Below are 15,358 nucleotides of genomic sequence, written 5' to 3'. Positions count from 1 at the left end.
CTCTCCCACGCAGCTGGCCGCTGCACAACACGCCGGCTCCACCGTGGGGAGCCGTCACGCGCCTCGGGTGCCCGCCTCAGCGAGGTCGCTCGGGAGTGTCCTTCGCAGCAGGCGGGTGTCTCTCAGCGCAAGGCCGCGGCGCGGAGTGTCCCTGCCGGGAGACGGGACGCTCTGGCCGGAATCCGCGAGAGGCCCACGGTCCCGCCCGTGCCGGACAGCCGCTCCGGGTCGCGTCGCGCGGCGAGCCGCAGCAGAGCGCCCACCGGCCTGGCGAGCGGGCCCGGGACCAGCACCAGCCGGTGGAGGAGCGGGGGCATCCCTTGATGCCGGAGGCCGACCGGGCTGTACGTCCCGGATCTCGCGGCTGATCTCCAGCAAGGGCCGGCGCGCCGACCCGCTCGGGTGTCGCCTCGCCGACGCGCAGGCACGCCACACGCGCGTCCGGCCGCGCCTCGGCCACGCCCTCGGCGACGGCGGCGGCGATGTCCCGCGTCATCCCGAACACGCTCTCGTAGCCCACCACCACGACCATGGCCCCCACCTCCGGCCGTCGTCCCGGCTGGCGTCGCTGCCACCGCCGTCCCGGGCCCGCCGCCGGACCAGGGACCAGGGCCCGCGGTCGCAGGGGCTCGGGTCGCCGGGGCAGGGCCGTCGTCCGGCTAGGGTCGCCGGGGTGCCGGAGCCGACGTCGGGAGGCGCCGCGCCCGGGACCAGGTCCCGCGGCCGGGCAGCGGCGTCCCGCCGGTTCGAGGAGGCCGTCGCCGGGGACTCGCCGCTGTACGCGCGGGTCGCCGTCGCGCTGGGCGGGTCCGACGAGGCGCTGCGCGCCGTCGGGACCCTGCCGGCGCGCCGGCGGAGCCCCGCCGTCGTCCTCGCCGCTCTGCACGACCTCGCCCTGGCCGGGCGCGCCCCGGTGCTCGCCGCGGCCTTCGCCGCCGGGGACGCCGACGCCGCCGCCGACGCGGCGGTCGACACCCTGTTACGGGCGACCGACGCGGTCGCCGCCGTCGCCGCGCGCCGGCCGGTGCGCGCCGACGAGACCGGGCACGGCGCCGTGCTGTACCCGCTGGTCGCCGAGGCGGCGCACCGGGTGGGCGCGGCCGCGGTCGGGCTGGTCGACCTGGACTGCGGGGCCGGGTTCGACCTGTTCCTCGACCGCGTCGGCATCACCTTCGGCGACGGGCGGACGCTGGGCGACCCGTCGTCCCCGGTGCAGACGGCGTGCCGGGTCGTGGGGGACCGGCCGGTCCCGGCGCGGGCGGTGCCCGGGGTCGTCGCCCGGATCGGCGTCGACCGCGACCCGGTGGACGTGACCGACCCCGCCGACGCCCGGTGGCTGCGCGCCTGCCTGCCGCCGGACCGGACCGGGCGGAGGGCGCTGCTCGAGGCGGAGATCGCGCTGGCGGCGACGGACCCTCCCCTGCTGCTGCGCGGCGACGCCGTCGAGGTGCTGCCCGACGCCCTCGCCCGGGTGCCCGCGGACGCGCTGCCGGTGGTCACGACGACCTGGGCGCTGTCGCGCCTCCCGCCCGAGGCCCGGCTGCGCTTCCTGCAGAGCCTCGGCGAGGCGGCGGCCGGCCGGGCGGTGGCGTGGGTGTCCGCGGAGGGGGTCGGCGTCGCGCCCGCCGTCCCGACGTTCGGCGACCGCCGCGCCTCCGGCCACAGCATCCTGGGCGTGGCCGTGTTCGACGGCTCGACCCTGCACGCCGAGGCCGTCGGCCGGTGCTGGTCGCGGGGCCGCATCCTGGCGTGGCTGGCGGACTCCTGACCCGGCGCGGTCAGCGCGGTCGCCGGGCGGTGAGCGCCACCTGGGGGTGCCCGGACGCGTCCGCCGGCAGCCGCAGCTCGGACACCGGCTCCAGCCCCGCGTCGGCGAGCATCGCGGGGACCTGCTCAGGCAGCCAGGTGCGTCGTCCAGGCCACCGGCACGCCGCCGTAGGCCTCGGTGCGCACCAGGTCCCCTTCCCCGACGCGCGTCCTCCAGGGTCGGCTCGGTGGCCGAGGCGACGTCGAACCGCAGCTCCGGGTGCAGCCGGCGGGCCTGCGCCACCATCCCCCGGCGACAGGTCCACCCCGGCGACGTCGACGCCCAGGCCCGCGAGGTGCGCCGTCACGTGCCCCGGGCCGCAGCCGACGTCCAGGACCGGCCCACGCTCCCGCACCGTCTCGGCGAACGCGGCCAGGACCACGCGCAACCACGGGCGCGCACCGAGCTCGCCGCCCGGACGACGTCGAGGTCCGCGGGCCGGGCGGTGCTACGTCGCACCCCGGGACCGCCCCGTCACGCCCAGTCGGCCGCGGTGAGACCGACGGCGTGGCCGGCGGGCCACTGGACCAGCTCGATCCGGTTGCCGTCGGGGTCCGTGATCCAGGTGGTCAGGAAGTCCGCCGAGCCGTCGGGCGACCCGGGCTCCGCGACGTCGATGCCCTTCGTCCGCAGGTCGGTGACCGTGACGTCCATGGAGTCCACCTGGACGACGAGGTGGCTGAGGCCGGTGCCCCGGTCCCGGCCGGCGTCGCCGGGGTAGAAGACGAGCTCGATGCTCACCACGTCGTCGCCGGGCAGCTTGAGCATCGTCAGCTGTCCGATCGGGGTCTCCGGCACCCGCCCGACAACCTCGTAACCGACGGCCGTGTAGAAGGCGACCGCCCGCTCGAGGTCGGCGACCCGGAGGCCGACGTGCAGGGTCCTCATCGGCCCGCTCCGCCGTCCTGGCCGGCCGACGGCCGCCGTACGCGGTAGCGCAGGTGCAGAACCCGGTGCTCGAGGTCGGTGTCCGAGGCGTCCAGTTCGCGGACCAGCTCGAGCTCGGTCCGCTCGGCGGGCAGGTGGTCGAACAGCCGCCGTCCTCGCCCGAGGAGCACGGGGACGACGTGCAATTCCATCTCGTCGAGCTCGCCCGCCCGGAGCAGCGCCTGGCCGGCCCCGGCGCCCAGGACCAGCACGTCGGCGTCGCCGGCGGCCGCGCGGGCCCGCGCGGCGCAGTCGCGGACGTCGGTGATGAACCGAACGCTGCCCGGCGGGGACTCCTCCGGCACCTGGTGGGTGAGCACGAAGACCGGGACGCCGTCGTGGTGGTCGCCGTTCCAGCGGTTCGCGTGCTCGTAGGTGCGGCGGCCCGCGATGACGGCCCGGGTCGCGGTCGCCTCGGCGACCACCTGACCGTTCGGCCCCGGGTCGAGGCGGTGGTCCAGCCAGTTGAACAGCCGGAACCCGCCGAGGCCCATCGGCTCCTCGGGGCCGTCCTCCGGCCCGACGACGAACCCGTCGAGGGACATCGTCATGTCCAGCCGGATCGCCGGCTCCGCGGTTCCCATGCAGTCCTGACGCACGACGGGCGCCGAACTCATCGGCGCTCCGCAGCACGCCGCCGTGACAGCCGGTCGCGCCGGCACGGTGGGCCCCGTGGGGATCGAACCCACAACCCGCGGATTAAAAGTCCCGATCAGGGCGTGCCGGGTAGTGCTACATGATGCCGTCCCTGCAGGTCAGGGGCGAACGTGCTGCCGCGCGATGCCACCTCTGTCCGCCCGCTGTCCAGCAGTCCGCGACCACACCGCGACCACGACCGGGGGCGCCTCGAGGGCCTGGTGCCTGTTCGTGTCGTCGCGGTCGACGTCGGTTGCGTGAATAGCGACTACGCGTGAGCCGGCTTGGACCTACCTGGCCGCCGACCTGTTGGCCAGGGTGGCCGTCACCCTGAGGGGACTGCCTTGGCCATCCTTGAGGCGCTCGAGGACGGGATACCTGTGGCGCTCGGATTTGAGGCGCCGCTGATGGTGCCGGTCAGCCCGGTTGGGCCAGTCAATGGGTGGACGACGCTCTAGGTCTACCGCACTCGGCCGGCCCTGTTGCAGGTCACCGCCTGCGGACACGGCTCCTCCTGGACCTCCATGTCGAACAGCACGATCCGGTTTCCCGCCCTCCTGCCCGCACGAAGGTCGAGAGACCGGGCCACGCCATCGACACGTCCTACTGGTCGTTGGGTTCTGGGGCTCCCCTGCCAACTGCTGAGCCATCTCCGTCCGCCTGCGCGGCGTCAAGAGCCTCATGGGCGCGTGCCAGCTCAATCTCACTACCCGACTCGACGATTTGCTTGAGACGGGCTTCAAGCTGGGCAGCGAGCACCGATCGCTCAGCCTTCTCACGCCCCCACAGATAGGCGCCGGCACCCATGGCTGAGCCCACCATCGCCCCACCCGACAGCAGCGCACCTATGGGGGACGCGGTTGCAGCGCGCATACCCGCCCGAGCACTGGCGAGCGTGACGGCTCTCAATACCGCCGAGGAGGCGCCTGCTGCTAGCGCGGCCTCCCACTCTGCAGCACGGCCAGCGAGGTCTTGCGGCTCCACGCCTAAGCCATTGGCGAGCTTGCGTAAGGTCCGCGCGCTCGGCGCCTTTCGGCCCTGCTCAATCTTCGCCAGCATCTCGAGGCTCACTCGATCTTCTGCCTTGTCCGCCGTGCGTTCGACGAGCTCTTGCCGACTAAGTCCCTGAGCCGATCGCAACGTTCGAACGACCGCTCCGATGCTTTGGCGCTCCGCATCGTCCATGGTCCAACACAGTACCAGCCTGGTACTTGACAAGGTCGTGGACGACAGGCACTCTTCGGTACCCGTCCAGTACCCAAGCAGTCCAAGGAGTCGTCCAGATGATCATGGAAGTCGTGATACCAGCCCGCCTCGCAGCTCAGTTCGCCTCAGGCGCGGTGACGCTGATGAACAGCTCGGCAGGGGCAACAACCGCGCTCGTTAACTCCTCCACAGGCACCATCGTCGGGACCGCGGCGCTCGTACCGGCCGGAGGGGGCGCTAGCGCCGCGGCCGGAGTGGCGGTGACTGCGGGCGCGGCAAGCATCGCGCCGCTGGCCTTCGCGGCGGCCGGAGTCGCAGTCGTTGGCACGGCCGCAGTGCTCGTCTACCGCAAGCGGACCCGAGATCGCGCCGAGCGGCACGCGCCTCTTGTCGACAGAGTCGTCCAGCTCCACCCGGAGGAAGCGCCGTCAGCCGGCATACGCCGGCTACCCCGCGCCGCCTAGCTGCCTTCCAGCCCCACACACTCTGGAGAAGTTGCCATGTCGCAGCTCTCGGACGCCCTGCACGAGGCCATCGTCACCGCCGCCAAGCCCTTCGTCGGAAGCATCGGCGCGGCCCTCATCGGCACCGCCATGGACATCATGGGGTCGATCGTCTCCAGCTCAAACGATTCGCCCACAGAGAAGTAGGCGGCCGTGACAAGGCGGCGGCCGGGGCGATCGTCGTCCCGGCCGCCGTTGTCTTGTTGCGGCTGGCTTGGAGCCGGGCGTCTTAACCCGTTGTCAGGTCGGCCACTGCCTCGACGGTGTCAAGCATCAGCCGGCCTGACCCGTCAAGGATGAGCCGAGCTCTCACACCAGCACGGTGGGCCCCGTGGGGATCGAACCCATAACCCGCGGACCCAAGCAAGGCGTACCGGGCGGTGACCTGTGATGCCATTGCTGTTCACGGATGCAGCGCCTGCCATCCGCTGCCGCCGCCTCTCTCTGGCTGGCGCGCGGTTCGCGACCACAGCGGGACCACATCAGGAGTACCTGTCCAGCATCTGCTGGCACGTGCGGCGCTCGGCGTTGGAGCTGAGCGGTGAACTTCGACGCGACACCCACAGCACCCGCCAGCGCCCAGAGGCCACGATTGCATTGAAGGAGGCCCAGGTGTCGTACATCGTCGAGGGCTACATCGACATGGTGAGTTACGCATTGCAAGTGGGATTGCCCGACTCCCTGCTCCCCCATTACAAACTCGCAGCCGGCTCTCCGAACGCCTTAGCCCTCCTACGGAAGCATGACGGCGAGCCTGTTCTGATCACCCCACTGGGCCCACCGTGTGGGGGGACTGCGCAACACCCCGGGGTGTCCTGGCGATCCTCACTGCCCACACGGAGATCACTAAGCTTTCGCGGGTCGGGGGCGGAAGGGTGCCCCGACTGTGCGGTCCTATTCGTCCAGATGTCATCTATTGATCCGGAGGAACGTTGCCGCCAGGTGCACCTTGGAGCGGTGCAACGTCATACGTCCCAACCACGGCGAAGGAGTCGACGCCGTGCTCGTCCCGCTCCCTGCGCGGACCAGCGAAGACACGGAACGCAGCAGGACAGCGCGCAGTACTAGCGCCGTGACCTGTCTTTGCCGGACTAAAAAAGCAGGCGGAGCTGCCCAAGTGCCACGGAATACCGGGCATACCGGGCGGACGCCTATCGCGCGTACGCGCGAGGGTCGGCTCCTGAAGCTCGCTCACAGTCCCAGTTTCGTTTGAGCGAACCCCGTTGTCTCCATACACGCGAATCCGGGCAAGGCCACGCCGAATCAGCCCATGTGCCTCCAAGCACGTGTGCGGGGCGCCACCTAGCTCACCCGCGCGTCATCGATGGCTTCAGCCGAGTGCATACCGCACTCGGTACGTGTCCTCCTCCTTCGTGAGGCGCTTGCTCTCCACGAGCGCAACGGGGTCGCGGAGCAGGTCGAGCCGGGCCGGGGCGGCGCCTCCGGCACCGCGACGTACGACGAGCACGGCGTACGCGTCGCCTTCAGTGCCGTCGGCGAATCGCTCGGCCATAGCCCATTCGTTCCGGCTCAGCAGAAAGCCGCCATCCGCGCTGCTCTTAACCTCGAGAGCGACCGCCCGCGGCCGGGCACCTTCCTCCGGCGGCAGCCAGCCCAGTAGGTCGTAGCCGAAGCCGTCCCCGTGCCGGCTCACGTGCAGCAGTCCCGCGAGATCGGCGACCAAGTCCTCCTCGTCAGCGTCGGGCGATGCTGCCGCCGCCCGGTGAGCCAGTGCGGCCTCGACCGCCGACCCCTGCGCATACCGGCACAGGAGCGCGATGACCTCGTCCAGCGCCTCCGCCCGTGCCGTCGGGGCCAGTGCTAGCAGTGGGCTGACGACGCCCGCGAACGCCCAGGCCTCAGCCTCGTCGCCGAGCTGCCTCTTGCGCCGGTCGACCGACACGTCGACGGTGACGCGCGCGACCGTGCGTGGCCCAGCCGGGCGCGCACGCCGCTCCGGCGGCGCCACGAGGCCCGCGGGCGCCACGGGCGCGAGACCGGCCTCGGCCAGGCGTACGACGCGGTCGCGCACTTGGCGCACCAGTTCCTTGACCGGCTGCGCGACCGCCGCCTGCACGTCGTCCGCCAGCTGCGTGGGGAGCCATCCCGCGAGCGCCTCCAGCAACTCGCCGCGGTCAGGCAAGGCGACGGTCACGCTGTCGACGAGCCGGTGCTCAAGCAGCTCCTGCGCGCCCGGGAGTCCGGGTAGCAGGTCCGGCAGGCAGGCGCGCAGGCCGCTGGGAAGCCTTATCGACGACGGGACGAGCTGCAGCACCGACTCGTGATGGGCCCGCGTTACGGCCCGGGTCTCGCTCGGCGTCGCGAGGGCCAGCGTGCCGACGAACGCGAGCTCGCGCCGCCAGGCCGCCGCCACCCGCTCGAGCACTCGTCGGCGCTCGTCGTCGACATAGAGGGCCTCCACGCGCCCGGCCAGTTCCTCCGGCCCGGAGGCTCCGGCCAGCCGCACGAGTTCTGCCCGCGGGTTGGCCGCAAGCGCGACCGGGTCGGGGTCCAGACCAGCCACCTGCAGCAGGTGTACGGCCCCGGCCAGCACCTGCGCCGGGTCGGGGTCGAGCACGAGGGCGAGTTCGGGCGGCGGGCCCAGGGCCTCGACTCCAGCGTGCGCGGTGTCCTCGGGCGTGCCGGCGACCGCCAGCACCGCCACTAACCAGCGCTCGTGTTGGTTCCTCCAGCCGCGCAGGTATTCAGCAGCAGCCCGCACGTTCAGACCGGGGTCGCCGTCCTCGCGCAGGACCTGATGCAGCGCCGGGAGGTCGACACCCTCGCCGTGCAGCAGGCGCAGGACCGGACCGCTATCGCTACGCGCCGCCTGCCCGCCGCCCGCCGCGGCCACCTGCTCGGCCACTTCCGAGGGCAACCCGGCTCCGCGCAAGTCCGCCGCCAGGTCCGGCCCCGGCTCGGCGGGGGCGCCGGGGAGGACGCGCAGCAGGGCTCGACGCCACGCGCGCTCGGCCCGCCGGTCCAGCTCGGTCACCGCCCCGAGCCGATTCCGCACCTCCTGCACGTTGTCGTGGCTAATGCTGAGGTCGTGCAGCACGCGCTCGCGCTCGGCGTCGTCATCGGCCAGCAGCAGTAGCTGGAAGGTCGCGGTGTACGCAGTGCTCTCGACCAGGGCGGCGAGGGGCCCGGCCAGGCGTGTCCGAAGCCGGCGCTGCCAGCCTGGGCCGGACAGGTCGTGGTAGAGCACCGGGCTCGACGTGGTGGCGCCTTCCAGGAACAGGTCCTGGACCGCCCCCTCCCCCAGGGTGTGGGCGTGCCCGGTCCCGATCGCCTCGACGTGCAGAACGAGGTCCGGCACCTGACGGACCACGAGGGCGCGCAGGCGTCGGGACCGGGTATCGAACTGGAGGCTGGTGGGCTCCAGGGTCTGAGCGCCCAGGCTGTGGTGGATGAGAACGGCTAACAGCTCGGGTAGCCGCTCGGCCAGGGCGTCCGACAACTCTGCCGTGACGTCGGTCCCGGGGTTGTCGCCCTCCCGTCGCACGGCGACCTCGAAGGCGGGCAGGTCGAGGGCGCGCGCGACCGCGGACTTGTCGCGCGCCAGAACGACGAACGGCACCACGCGGCTGAAATGCCGGCGGTAGGTCGAGTACCGGTCGTCGTCGTGCCTCGACTCGGCGGGCGGGCGGAGGACCAGGGTGTCGTCGAGCTCGCACAGGACGCCGACCTCCTGCAGCAGCGCCGCCCCGCCGTCGAGGTCCTTGAGGCGGCCGTACGCCAGGCGGTGCAGACCGACGAGCGCCTGCCGGCCGCTGCCGGGACCGGGCAGCGCGCCGCTCTCGACGCCGTCGCCTAGACCGCGCAGCAGGTCTGCCAGCCGCTCGAGGGGGCTGTGCTCCAGGTCGGTGATGCCGCACAGCCGGCGCAGCTCCCCCGATACCTCCGCGTCCCGGTGCAGCAGCGGCAAGAAGCGCAGAGGGCTGTTGGACATGCCGGCCTCGGAGGGCGGGTCCTCCGCCCACCACACCGCGGCGGGGCGGGAGCCGCCCGGCTGGGGCACGGCGGCGAGCTCGGCTGGCACCCATTCCGACTCCGCGAGCTGCAGGGCGAGCGTGCTTACCCCGCGGTCGTCGACCCCTGTTCTGTAAGTCTTCGTGTGCCATCGGCCGCCGTTGCTGCACCCGCGGCAGAAGGCCAGCGCCGTGGTGAGCCGGGCGTAGAGACCGGCTCCCGCGGACAGGAGCGCCGCCACGTCCCGCCGCCGGGCGACATCGGGCTGCTCTAGGGTCCAGAGGAAGCGGAAATCCTCGGACACCCGGACGTTGAGGTGGCCGCGGGCCGAGGGGGCACCCTCGAAGGCCCAGGGACCGTCGTCGACGCCGGGCCGGAGCTGATTGCGCAGGTCAGCCCAGGGCCGCTCGGCGTCACCCTGCCGCTCGTCGTGCGCTTGGACCGGGAGCACCTCCCACACGCCGAGCCTCAGCAGGAAGGCAAGTCGTTCGCGCTCGCGCGCCGGCCCGTCGAGCTCGACCGCGGCGCCGTCGGCGGCGTCGTCGTCCTGCAGCCCCGGCAGCGGTGGCAGGAGCGCCAGCACCTCCTGCGGTGGGCCCAGGAGGGCGCCGGCCTCCGGCGCGACCCTACCGAGGGCCCGGTACGCCGCGGCCCGTGCCGCCGTCGCGTGGTCGCCCGGCGCCCACTCCTCCAGCCAGTCCGCCCAGTCCTCACCCAGCGCGAGCGTCCCAGCGGGCCGCCAGGTGCCATCCCGCGCGGGCAGCCGTACGTCGGCCATCTGACGCTGGCGCCGCTGCTTGGCACGGTCGCTGTCGGCGAGGTCGCCCCGACCCGGCTGGCACCAGAACCACTGGGCGGGGTCGAGCACGCCCGCTAGCCGGCCGCCATTCGCCGTACCCGCCTCGTGGCCGCGGGCCCTCGCCAGGAGCGTCCAGAGGAAGGTGACGAGCTCGCCACCCTGAGCGTCCTGAACGGCCGACAGTCGGTCGAGAACGGTCTCTACCGTGAAAGGGCGGACGCCGAGCGGTTTGGCGCGGTCGCCGTCGGCCTCGCTGGCCAGTAGGCCGTCGCGCAGGAACACCACGTCCATCGCCTCGGGCGGCTGCAGGGGCGCGCCGCCCGCGCGAACGCGGCCCATGACCAGAGCGCTGCGGCGGCCCCGGACGCCCTCTTCGGGCGCGGGCAGCGGGTAAAGGCGCCGCCCTCCCGCGGGCTGCGGCACGGGGAGGAGCCGTGCCATCGGATCCCCGCGCAATGACGCGAGCAGGTCGTCGGCCCGACTGCGGTCGAGCACCTGCAGGAGAGTGATGAGATCCAGGAGGCCGCGGAACCCCGCGTCCTCGTCACCGGCCGGCCACGGCGGCGTTGGGCCGGGACGCAGCAATCGCCCGAGGTCAGCCCAGCCCTGCTCCTCGTCCGCAGGGCGGCGGGCGCGCAGCAGCGCCCGCCCGGCAGCGCTCAGCCAGGGGTGCGGCACCCGGCGCCTGGAGGAGCGCTCGACGTAGTCGGCCGGGAATGTGCGCAGCAGCGCATCATCGAGCCGGTCGTCCCAGGTGACGAGGCAGTCGGCGGGGCGAGCCCGGCGCGGGCCGTCACCGCCCGCGGCCAGCGGCACCCATGCGACGTCGTCGAGCCCGGCCAGCACCGCCTCGCGGGTGCGACGGGCCTGCGGGTCGTCGGGGGGCGTGGTGCCCGCGAAGCGCTCGACCAGGCTGACGAGATCGACAGCACCGGAGCTGGCGAGATCGTCCAGCGCACGCACGCAGAGGCCCGCCAGCGCGTCGAGAACCCCCGCGTTACAAGAGCCCTCGCCGTCGTAGAACCCGGTGCGCGCAGCGTCGACCTCGAAATATCCGTGCAGCAGCAACGGTATCCCGGAGGCGATCCGAGTCGGGAAGAACAGGTGGAAGGGGGAGCCGGTGTCACCCGCCAGCGGGGACACAACCGCGGGCGGCCCGTCCGTGGCCGGCTGTACTCGCACGCCGACGGCCGTCTCTCCAGCCAAGCCACCGTCCCCCTGGCGATACAGGAACCAGCTGCTACTGACCTCGCCGTCCCGCTCGATGACGACCCGCTCCCGCGACACCCCCCCGGGCAGCTCAGCGTGGGCCCCCCAAGACGGAGCCACAGTGCGCCGTGTGCCGGCCAGGCGGTCGTCGATGACGACCTCATCGAAGGTCCCCAACAGCAGCAGGACTTGGTCGGTCACGTCCTCCTCGAGGGCGCGGCGGACGACGGCGAGCCACTCGTCGGCGGGCCCGTCGCCGCTGTACGGCAGCCGAACGACGGTGGTGAAGCCCTCGGCCGCCAACTCGGCAACCAGCGGCGGGGGCTGCTCGACCCAGCGCGGGAAGCGCAGCACCGGAACCGCGTCAATTTCCCGGTGCATGTCGTCGACCTCGGCGAGGTGCCGCTCCCAGCCTGTCGACCGCCCCCGGATCTCGGCCAGGGCGGCAACTGCGTCGAAGCGGATGGCCAACCCCGGGCCCTGAGGGCCCAGATCCGAGTACAGCTCGGGCGTCGACGACACCTCCAACACCGACTTGAACCCGATGCCCTTGTGGCCGATCGCCTCGCCCTTGTCCTTGGTCGAACGGCCGAGGTGGCCGAGCGAGGTCAGTACCACCCGGGCCGGGAAAGCCGCCCCTCGGTTGGCCACGACCAAAGCGCGACCGTCAGCCTCGAGCACGATTCTCACGGGACCGCGCTCCCCTGGCCGTGCCTGCTGCCGCCACGCGTCCGCGGCGTTCTGCAGCAACTCGATGAGGAAGCGCCCGTGGTACTCGCGGCCTAGCAGTTGCTCGGCCCGAGCGAAGGAGCAGGTGACCTGCACGTCCTCTGCTGTCTCGTGCACCGCGCGTTGCCGGACGACTTCCTCGATCAGCCGTCGATCCGCCTTCGAGCTGTCAGCACTCACGCCCGGACCCTACGGACCGTTTCGTGGTCGGTTGTGCTCGCGCGACTACAGCGTGGCGTCGAGCTCCAGGCGCACATGCAGTTCACCGCGACACGCGAGCATGGACGCCGCGACCACACTGCGACCACAGGCATAGAAGCCGCAGGTCAAACGCCGTGCCTGCGGATACCTAATCCACCGGTACGACCCTCTCTGGGTGCAGGGCTGGCCGACTGGCCCGACGATGTCCACAGACTGGTCGTTGACGGAGTCAAGGTGGTAGCCGGCTTGCAGGCGGACCGGTGGCGCCACGCCCCGTATCAGTAGCGGCAAGTGGGCGAGGAGCAGGTGGCGGCTGCCTGAGCCGCCGACGATCAGCATGCCGAACGGCGTGATCGCTCCGACAGGACACGACTCTGGTGCCGCCGTCCGTCCTCGTTTCCTACCTCTGCGGCATGCTCGCTCGGATTACCCTTAGCGCTAGCATTCTGGCGGCCGGGCAGGCCCGCGATCCCGGACATGGACCGCGTTCTCGGCGCGCGCCGCGCTACTCCTCATGTGCGTGCTCGCTCTCCGCTATCGGGCGACGCGGATGGCTGCCTAGGGCTGGCCCGCAGGACCAGGCCGTATGGGCAGGCCAGAGCTACTTGGCTAGCGCCTCAAGGTCTAGTTCGACGTGCTTCCCGTCAGCGAGGTGCACTACGACGGTGACATGAGCGCCCATGGATTCGACGTACCGCCGGAGTGTGGACAGCAAGAGATCGTCAGCCTTCTCCGTCCGAGCGACAGCTGACTGTCCGACGTGCAGACGCTCAGCGACCTCTTCCTGGGTCAACGCAGCAGCCTTGCGCATCATTGCGAGGTTCATCGCGTAAACGCGGTCCTCTTGGGCCATCTCAGCCCGGACGGCCTCGACCTTGGCCGCCTTGTCAGCGTCAGCCAGAGCGTCGTCGATCTCCTGCGTAGCGTCGTGGAAGGTGACGTCCTCCATGTCGGCGGCCTCTGCGTGCAGCAGGTTACTCACGGCGCCTCCCTTCACTGTTGTTGCCTGAGGTAGTGATCGACCATTGCTTCGCCTTCTTTAGCTGCGCGGTCGTACCAGATGTCTCCGATGGGGTGCTTGTTGAAGCCCAGAAGCGCCAGCACCACCGTTTCGTTGTTGGGAAAGTAACAAATTATCCGGAGGGCGAGATTCTCGCGATACGGGTGCCTGACCCGCCACAGGGGATGTCGCCGCGCCTGCATCACCCGCTTCAGCGTGGCGGTCTCCTCCCCCGGCGGCCCCTTCATCTGCCGGAGCTGAGACTCCATCGCCAGGAGGAAGATCTCAGCCTGGGTCCCACACTCCGGATCGGCGATGGTCTGCTTCCGCCACTCCTGGTAGCGGTTGGTCTGGACCACGCGCACACCCGTGACTATCACCTCTAAGTGGTATGAGCGCAAGGTGATACTGCGGGCGTTGCCGAGTTGAGACCCAGGTCCCGCAGGGAGTGTGACGGCTTGCCAGCCCCAGCCAACTCCGACGTTGGTCTGCCGAGTGCCAGCGCTGGGCTCCTCCATTGGCCGACGCGCTACGCCCCACCCTCCTCGGGCTCAGGGCGGCGGCTCCGCGCCGCTGGTGTGACGGGATTACGAGTACCACGGCTGAGCGACACGGCTCGGTGCGGCAGGGAAACGCCGGCCGTCTGACCAGCCCACTCCTCGGCCAGCGATGGGCGCCAGCCCAGGAAGGCCATGCAGGAGGACAGCCCGCGGCCTCGTACGAGGGCTCGTCTGCCTTGCGCCATCGGCGCCAGGCGTCCCGGTGCCGCCCCGACCGAGGGGTGCCTGGCAGGAGCCGCAGGAGCCAGTCAAGGCGGCGTGGTAAGTCAGCGCCTCGACTTACTCTCCGAGCGTGGTCCTCCAAATCCTCTCGGTGATCGTCCCGCTGCTGATCGCGCTCGTCCCGCTGTTCAAGTGGCCGACGCTCCAGCGGCGCGTCCGTGCCGACGTCGCCTTGGTGAAGGAGCTGCCGAACGGCATGGGTAAGCAGTTCCGAGAGGCTGTCGAAGAGGAGCTGACCGAACTGGCCCACCGGACCAGGACGCGCCTCGGCCGCCGCGCCGAGTACTTGGGAATCTGTGTGCGACTGGGGACGATCGCTACCTTCCTCACTCTCAGCGTGCTCGCCTACTACACAGCAGGCGGTCACGGACTCAACTGGAGTTGGGGCGTCGTGTGGCGCACCTACGCCTCGCTGTTCGCCTACATGGTTCTAATTGCGATCGTCGTCGCCGTCTTACGAGCTCTCTGGCGCTTCACCGAAGGCTTCAGCTCGGTGATCAAGTACCGACACCAGCGGAAGAGAGCACGGGCGGAGGGGAAGACCATCCTCAGGATCGACACCGATGGCACCACCGCGTTCTTGGCCTCGTCCGAGGTGGACGAAAGCGTGCGGCAGTCCTGACTCATGACGGTCTACCCAGGGTCCCTTCGAGGGCGCTGGGCAGGCCTCTTTCCATGCTCAGCTGCTCAGCCAGGCAGCTGATGAACTCAACCTCGCCGGAGGATGCCAATCGGTTGGCGTCCGGTACAGCCGGCCAGTTGCCCAAATGGAGTCGCCATTCGAGATGGCGAGAGCCTGGCCTAGGCGGTACGACCGTGCGTCCTGCAACTCGCGAAGTTCACGACCGTAGGCATCAAGCGAGCTCCCCGACCTCAACGGCGAGGAGTCGCATCTGGCCACCGGGCCCCGGCGCGAACTTCGAGAAGTCCTGCCAAGTCAGCTTGTAGCTGCCGGACAGAGTGATCGGCTTTTCGCGACCGCGTCGGGTCCCCGGCCCTGCCCGCGGCCCCCAGGCGCGCTCTCCGGTCAGGACAGTGCCCTCGTGCACTCGGAAGGCGTCGGCCCCGGTGGGACGAAGGTGCGTGGGTGCTCGCCAGTCCAGATCGTCGTTGCTCCAGAGAAGGACCAGACCGTTCCATCCCGGCCGCGTTGCCACGAACCGCTCGACGCGGGAGACGTCCTTGACGAAGTCGTACCGGCGGATGTCGTGGGCCCCTTGGTTGGGTAGATCGAAGGCCTCGCCCTTGACGGTGCCCGACCAGCGCTTCTTCCAGTACTTGATCTCGATGGCGGTGGACCGGCCCAGGTCGGGGCGGGAGAGCAGCAGATCAAGTCGCTCGCGAACCAGTGGATCCGGGCGGGTCTCCAGACGGACCTCCACCTTGGGGTCGAGCAGGTGCGCCTGCCAAGCGAGGGCATGCTGGAGATCGGCTTCGGAATGGAACACATCACGCACCTGAGCGAGACCGGAGACGAGGTCGTCCAGGGACAAGCTTCCGGCGATCACCGCAGCCTCCGTTCATGCCGGCAGGTCTCCGCTTCCAGCCGAAGTCTTCTGGAAAGGAGCGGTCGACCCGATCGGCGGT

Annotated in this window: 11 protein-coding genes and 1 pseudogene; 3 read left to right on the top strand and 9 right to left on the bottom strand. The window is 71.2% G+C overall.

Annotation, left to right across the window (positions count from 1 at the left end):
- The first annotated feature begins 673 nt into the window (after positions 1–673).
- A complete protein-coding gene (locus ACI79B_RS08055) occupies positions 674–1,768 on the top strand; it encodes a DUF2332 domain-containing protein (RefSeq protein WP_456927522.1) in 1,095 nt (364 codons plus the stop codon).
- Between the two features lie 298 nt (positions 1,769–2,066).
- Here the strand turns inward: ACI79B_RS08055 and ACI79B_RS08050 are convergent.
- The 4 genes and pseudogenes from ACI79B_RS08050 to ACI79B_RS08035 form a co-directional block, all read right to left on the bottom strand.
- Positions 2,067–2,189, bottom strand: a pseudogene (locus ACI79B_RS08050) (methyltransferase domain-containing protein); the annotation flags it as partial.
- Between the two features lie 92 nt (positions 2,190–2,281).
- Positions 2,282–2,695 carry a VOC family protein gene (locus ACI79B_RS08045; protein WP_456927521.1) on the bottom strand — a complete coding sequence of 138 codons (414 nt, stop codon included), beginning with the start codon at positions 2,693–2,695 and terminating at the stop codon, positions 2,282–2,284.
- Positions 2,692–3,318, bottom strand: a complete 627-nt coding sequence (locus ACI79B_RS08040; RefSeq protein ID WP_456927520.1) for a dihydrofolate reductase family protein — start codon at positions 3,316–3,318, stop codon at positions 2,692–2,694. Before ACI79B_RS08040 ends, ACI79B_RS08045 begins: the two co-directional genes overlap by 4 nt.
- 655 nt (positions 3,319–3,973) lie before the next feature.
- Positions 3,974–4,555 (bottom strand): helix-turn-helix domain-containing protein, encoded by a 582-nt coding sequence (locus tag ACI79B_RS08035; RefSeq protein ID WP_456927519.1) that lies wholly within the window; start codon positions 4,553–4,555, stop codon positions 3,974–3,976.
- Between the two features lie 521 nt (positions 4,556–5,076).
- Here ACI79B_RS08035 and ACI79B_RS08030 point away from each other — a divergent pair.
- A complete protein-coding gene (locus tag ACI79B_RS08030; RefSeq protein WP_456927518.1) occupies positions 5,077–5,226 on the top strand; it encodes a hypothetical protein in 150 nt (49 codons plus the stop codon).
- 1,183 nt (positions 5,227–6,409) lie between these two features.
- On the opposite strand, the gene ACI79B_RS08025 is transcribed toward ACI79B_RS08030, so the two are convergent.
- The 4 genes from ACI79B_RS08025 to ACI79B_RS08010 form a co-directional block, all read right to left on the bottom strand.
- A complete protein-coding gene (locus ACI79B_RS08025; protein ID WP_457000099.1) occupies positions 6,410–11,968 on the bottom strand; it encodes a sacsin N-terminal ATP-binding-like domain-containing protein in 5,559 nt (1,852 codons plus the stop codon).
- Between the two features lie 45 nt (positions 11,969–12,013).
- On the bottom strand, positions 12,014–12,328 hold the full coding sequence (locus ACI79B_RS08020; RefSeq protein WP_456927516.1) for a hypothetical protein: 315 nt from the start codon (positions 12,326–12,328) through the stop codon (positions 12,014–12,016).
- A 262-nt stretch (positions 12,329–12,590) separates the two neighbouring features.
- Positions 12,591–12,971 (bottom strand): helix-turn-helix domain-containing protein, encoded by a 381-nt coding sequence (locus ACI79B_RS08015; protein WP_456927515.1) that lies wholly within the window; start codon positions 12,969–12,971, stop codon positions 12,591–12,593.
- Positions 12,972–12,982: 11 nt separating this feature from the next.
- Positions 12,983–13,348 (bottom strand): hypothetical protein, encoded by a 366-nt coding sequence (locus ACI79B_RS08010; protein ID WP_457000098.1) that lies wholly within the window; start codon positions 13,346–13,348, stop codon positions 12,983–12,985.
- Positions 13,349–13,841: 493 nt separating this feature from the next.
- Here ACI79B_RS08010 and ACI79B_RS08005 point away from each other — a divergent pair, with 493 nt between their 5' ends.
- A complete protein-coding gene (locus tag ACI79B_RS08005; RefSeq protein WP_456927513.1) occupies positions 13,842–14,393 on the top strand; it encodes a hypothetical protein in 552 nt (183 codons plus the stop codon).
- Between the two features lie 232 nt (positions 14,394–14,625).
- On the opposite strand, the gene ACI79B_RS08000 is transcribed toward ACI79B_RS08005, so the two are convergent.
- Positions 14,626–15,279 carry a hypothetical protein gene (locus ACI79B_RS08000; RefSeq protein WP_456927512.1) on the bottom strand — a complete coding sequence of 218 codons (654 nt, stop codon included), beginning with the start codon at positions 15,277–15,279 and terminating at the stop codon, positions 14,626–14,628.
- Between the last annotated feature and the right edge of the window lie 79 nt (positions 15,280–15,358).

It is taken from the genome of Geodermatophilus sp. SYSU D00879 (genome assembly GCF_054050375.1).
Note: the sequence above shows the minus strand (reverse complement) of the source record. Positions and strands in the feature narration are given on the sequence as shown.

Coding starts and splice junctions, on each gene's coding strand:
- ACI79B_RS08030 (WP_456927518.1), top strand. CDS start 5,077: ATGTCGCAGCTCTCGGACGCCCTGCACGAGGCCATCGTCACCGCCGCC.
- ACI79B_RS08040 (WP_456927520.1), bottom strand. CDS start 3,318: ATGGGAACCGCGGAGCCGGCGATCCGGCTGGACATGACGATGTCCCTC.
- ACI79B_RS08020 (WP_456927516.1), bottom strand. CDS start 12,328: ATGCTGATCGTCGGCGGCTCAGGCAGCCGCCACCTGCTCCTCGCCCAC.
- ACI79B_RS08045 (WP_456927521.1), bottom strand. CDS start 2,695: ATGAGGACCCTGCACGTCGGCCTCCGGGTCGCCGACCTCGAGCGGGCG.
- ACI79B_RS08035 (WP_456927519.1), bottom strand. CDS start 4,555: ATGGACGATGCGGAGCGCCAAAGCATCGGAGCGGTCGTTCGAACGTTG.